We start from the raw sequence: 4837 nt of genomic DNA on the forward strand, positions 1-4837 counted from the left end.
TCGGTGAACGATCCGCGACCATCGTCGGCAGCGGACTCGGCGGCATGGTGGCCTGGACGGTGGCCTCGTTCCACCCGTCCCTGGTCCGCCGGCTCGTGGTGCTGGCGGCACCGCACCCGTTGCGGCTGCGCGCCGCCATCTTCGCCGACCCACGCGGGCAGTTCACCGCCTCCACGCCGGCGTTGAAGTTCCAGCTACCCCGTTACGAGCACGTGCTGACCCGCGACGGCGCCGCGGCGGTCGGCGAGATCATGCGCCGCTGGGGCGGCCCACAGTGGGTGGCCGGGCCGGACTTCGAGGCGTACGCCGAGCGGTGCCGGGAGGCGATGTGCATCCCGCAGGCCGCGTTCTGCGCGCTGGAGGGTTACCGCTGGGCGTTCCGCTCCCTGCTGCGGCTGCACGGCTACCGGTTCGTCCGCCTGATGCAGAAGCCGCTGTCCACCCCGACCCTGCAACTGCACGGCGCCCTGGACGCCGCCTCCCTGCCCCGGACCGCACTGGGCTCCGGCCGGTACGTCGTCGCCCCGTACGAGTGGCGACTGCTCGACGGGGTGGGGCACTTCCCGCACCTGGAGGCACCGGAGCTGGTGCTCGGTGAGATCCTGCGGTGGGCGAAGACCTGACGCGTCAGACCCGCTGTTCGCGCAGGTCGGTGACCTCGGCGGCCGGTGCCCAACCCTGGTAGACGCCGAAGTCGAAGACCTCCAGCCGCATCGCCTCGGCCACCGGCCAGCGACCACCGGTGTACTCCACCCGCAGCCACGCGTCGTGCTCACCGAGCACGATGAACGGCTGCCCCTTCCAGGTGCAGGTGGTCCGCACGTACGCCAGATCCTCGATCTCGCTCGCCGGCAGCACCCGGACGTAACGGCCCGCCCGGACCTCCTCGAAGCCCTCACCGGGCTCGGGCTGGTAGAGGCGGATGTCGTCGCCGTCCGGGCTGGCCTGGTATTCCCGGCCCTGCCACCGGGCCACGTAACCGTCGCGCATCACGCCTCACCGACCCGTCGCCAGGTGACCGAGTCGGTGTCCAACTCCGCGACCACCCGCTCGGTGCCGTCCGCGCCGATCCGCCAGAGTTGGGCACCGTGCGGCAGGCGCGCGCTGTCCACTTTGAACTCGGCCACCACGTCGCTGCTCTCACCCGGAGCGAAGCCGTTGCCCCGGAAAGGCGGGCGTTCGATGACCCAGCCCTCCATGGCCCGCATCGCCGACTCGTTCTGACCGCCGTAGGGGATGCGGTAGAGGCTCGGCCGGTGCGCCGGCCAGCGCAGCACGTAGATCTCGTCGGCGTCCGGGGCGAACGGCGAGCCGGGGTAGCTGAGGCCGAGCGCCTCGTGCAGCTGAGCCGGTGTGGTCAGGTGGGACAGTTCGCCGGCCCGGTGCACGAACCCGGACACCCGGTCGTACCCACGGTCCAGGTAGTACGCGAGCTGGCTCGGTGCGATCGCCTTCTGCATGACCGTCGGGCGGGTCGGGTCGACAGCCGTCGGGGCGTACCGGGGGCGGGCGGCCGGTTCGGCCGCGGCTGGTGCCTCCACCTGGTCGACTTCCAGGTCGTCGCCGAGCCCCACCTCGGCGGCCCAGTTGGCCAACGCGACGATCTGCTCGCCGGGCAACTTGGCACCGACCGGCGTGCCCGGGTTGACGGCGAACGACCAGTCCTCGTCGGGCCAGCGCCGGATCAGTTGGGCGAACTTCACCCGCACCGTGTCGACGTCCCCGTCGACGTGGTCGGCGAGGCGCTCCGGTGACGTGTAGACCACCACGTACGTCTCGCCGTCGAGTTGCCCGGTACGCCAGACGAAGCCGGGGTCTCCCGGGCGGCTTCCCGCCGCCGAGTCCGGTGCCGCCGGAAGCAGCACCCGGGCCAGCAGCAGGGTGGACAGGAAGGTGTCGGTGCTGCCGGAGCTGGCGGCGCTGAGCAGGTCCTCCTCGACCGTGTTGGCCGGCTCGAACTCGACCGGCGCCGGCTCGTCGGCCGGCGGGTGCGGACCGTCGCCGCCGAACACGCTCTCGCCGCCGAACATGCTTTCAGCGCCGGTCTGCTCCGAACCGGTCAGGCCGGCCGACGGGGCACCGCTGTCGGCGCGGTCGGCACCGAGCGGGGTGTCGACACGGCCGCCAAAACCCGGATCATCGAGACCACCGCCGGCCTCCGTCGGAATCGAGGGGTGCGGGACGGGCGGGCTCGCAACCGGTTGACCGAGGTTGAACGACGCGGGAGCGGAGGGGCCGGGGGGCGACGGATCGAACAGGCCGGGGCCGGGGGGCGACGAGCCGAACGGCGGCGGGGTGGCCTCGGCGGGGCTGGGGCCGGGAGGCGAGGGAACGAACAGGCCCGGACCGGGGGACGGCGAGCCGAACGGTGGCGGGGCGGCCTCGGCGGGGCCGGGCCGGTGGGCCGTCTCGGCCGGCGCGCCGCTCTCGACCGGGTCGGTGAGGTCGCGGGACTCGATGATGGTGCCCTCGATGACGATGGGCGTGAAGCCGCGGCGCGGCGCGGGTGGCCCGGAGACCGGTTCCGCGACGGACTCCGGCAGGTCCTCCGCCGGCCCGAACCGGCCCGGCCGGTCCTGCGGGATCGCCTGCGTCGCCTCCGCCGAAGGGTCGGGCCGCCCAGGCGCACCGGTCAGGGGAGGCTCAGCGGTCACCCGGAACGCGCGGGTGGGCTCCTCGGCGAGCGGGTTGTGCCGACGCGGCGGCAGCGGCTGGGTGATCTCCTCGCCGGATGCCGGTGCGTCCACGCCCCGGGACGTGCCGAGGCCGCCCTCCGGCCGACGGATCGGCTGGGTGGCTGCCGGGTCCGCTGCCACCTGGAAGGCCCTCGTCGCCGGCTCGTCGGCTGGCGCATCGGCTGGGCGACGGCGCGGAAAGGGCTGACTGCCTCGCCCGAACCGGGTCGGCGGGGCCGCCCGGTCACCCTGACGACCCCCGCTCGGGGCAGGATCACGGGCGGGGCTCGGGTCGAAGAAGGAGCGCCGGGGTGCCGCTTGGGGACCGCTGTTGCCGTTGCCCACGGCGGGGCCGTCGTCGACCGGCCGGGTCGGCGCCGGCCAGCCCCCGCTCGGCCCCTGCTGCTCGGTGGTGGGGGCGGCGGACGCCAACGGGGTGAACCGGGACGGCCGGCCGGTGCGGGGCAGGGCTCCGGCGCCGGGTGCGGGCCGGGGCGGCTCGCTCGGGTGCCGCTGGCCGGCGGCGGGCAGGTCCTCCTGGCCGGCGCGGCGCGGCGGCTCGGCGGGAACCGGTGGCCGGGGTGCCGGGCCCGGCACCGACGGCGTACCGACCCGGGGCAGTCCGCCCCGGCTGGGCCTTCGGGGCGCGATCGGAACACTCTCGGGCGCGGGCGAGGCAGCCCCGGTCGCCGGGGCCGATCCGGCGGCTGACGCGGCGTCGCGAGGTGGCATGCCGGGCCGGGTGCGGGCCAACGTCTCGGCTCGCTCCAGCCGAGCGCGGGCACCCATGGCCCGGCCGGGCAGTCGCACGTCGCCCCGGGACAGCTGCGACACGAACCAGGCCGGCAGGTAACCCTCGACCGGCAGCCCTGGATTGACGGCGAGCCACCACTCATGGTTGGGCCAACCGGCCGCGAGATCGGCGAAGGGGATGCGGCGGTTGCTGCCGGCGTTGTCGCCCAGGCAGGCCCGCAGTGCGGCGGCGGAGGTGAAGGCCAGGACGTGGGTCCGGCCGCCGGTGGTCCAGGTGCCCCATCCGGCGGGTGGCTGGCCGGGCCGCGTCGGCGCGGAGATCGGCAGCAGCACATCGGTGCGGGACAGGAGCCGGAAGTAGAGCTCCTGGTCGTTGGCGCGCAGCGCGTCGCGCATCGCCACCTCGGCCTCCGTGGCCGGCTCCCATGCGGTCACGGCCACCTCCCCTTCCGAGAACAGGCCACAGGTATCGCGTACAACCTACAAGGTGGCACCAAGATCACAATGGCAGGCCGGCGGCGGTCGGTCAGGGTGTCGAGGAGGCGATAACATCCCGTTCCGGAGCCGACACGATACGGAGGGCGTCGATGTCCCGGTCGATCACGCGCCCGGTCCTCGCAGGTCTGGCCGCCAGCCTGTTGACCGTACCGGCCCTTCCGACCGTCGCCGTCGCCGCCGGGTTCCGGGCGGCGCCGGCCTGCGCGACAGCACTCGCCCCCGTCCGGCCGGTCACCGCCACGCCCTGGCCGCAGCAACGGTACGACCCCGCGCGGCTCGCGCCGCTGGCCACCGGCGTCGGGGTGACCGTCGCGGTGGTCGACTCCGGGGTGGACCGGGCGCACCCGCAACTGGCCGGGCGGGTGCTGGCCGGCGCCGACCTGCTCGACCCCGGCGGGGACGGCCGTCGGGACTGCGCCGGGCACGGTACCGGTGTGGCGAGCATCATCGCGGCGGCGCCCCGCCCCGGCGTCGCCTTCCGTGGGCTGGCGCCGGGCGCCCGGATCCTGCCGGTGCGGGTGAGTGAGCAACAGGTGGTGCAGGGGCGGGAGTCGGGGCGTACGGTCAGCGCCGACGAGTTCGCCCGGGCCATCCGGTGGGCCGTCGACCATGACGCCGACGTGGTGAACCTGTCTGTGGTGCTGTACGCGGACGACCCGGAGGTCCGTGCGGCCGTCCGGTACGCGGTCGACCGGAACGTGGTGCTGGTGGCCGCCGCCGGGAACCTGCACGACAGCGGGGACCCCCGACCGTTCCCCGCCGGCTACGACGGGGTGCTCGGCGTGGGTGCGATCGGGGCGGACGGTGGGCGGGCGACCTTCTCGCAGACCGGCCCGTACGTCGACCTGGTGGCACCCGGCAGCGAGGTGCTGACCGCCGCCCCCGGCGCGGGCCACCACCGGGTCGAGGGC

Annotated in this window: 4 protein-coding genes; 2 read left to right on the forward strand and 2 right to left on the reverse strand. The window is 74.9% G+C overall.

Annotation, left to right across the window (positions count from 1 at the left end):
* Positions 1 to 623 (forward strand): alpha/beta fold hydrolase (locus KBX53_RS22530; protein ID WP_210861483.1); only part of this gene is annotated, 623 nt, incomplete at its 5' end.
* Between the two features lie 4 nt (positions 624 to 627).
* Here KBX53_RS22530 and KBX53_RS22535 read toward each other — a convergent pair.
* Together KBX53_RS22535 and KBX53_RS22540 are read right to left on the reverse strand one after the other, a co-directional pair.
* Positions 628 to 993, reverse strand: coding sequence for a hypothetical protein (locus tag KBX53_RS22535; protein WP_030334177.1), 366 nt, complete (start codon positions 991 to 993; stop codon positions 628 to 630).
* Positions 990 to 3863 carry an SseB family protein gene (locus KBX53_RS22540; protein WP_210861485.1) on the reverse strand — a complete coding sequence of 958 codons (2874 nt, stop codon included), beginning with the start codon at positions 3861 to 3863 and terminating at the stop codon, positions 990 to 992. Before KBX53_RS22540 ends, KBX53_RS22535 begins: the two co-directional genes overlap by 4 nt.
* Before the next feature lie 152 nt (positions 3864 to 4015).
* On the opposite strand from KBX53_RS22540, the gene KBX53_RS22545 reads away from it, so the two are divergent.
* Positions 4016 to 4837 (forward strand): S8 family serine peptidase (locus tag KBX53_RS22545; protein WP_210861487.1); only part of this gene is annotated, 822 nt, incomplete at its 3' end.

It is taken from the genome of Micromonospora sp. M51, assembly GCF_018070305.1.
GTDB lineage: Bacteria > Actinomycetota > Actinomycetes > Mycobacteriales > Micromonosporaceae > Micromonospora > Micromonospora parva.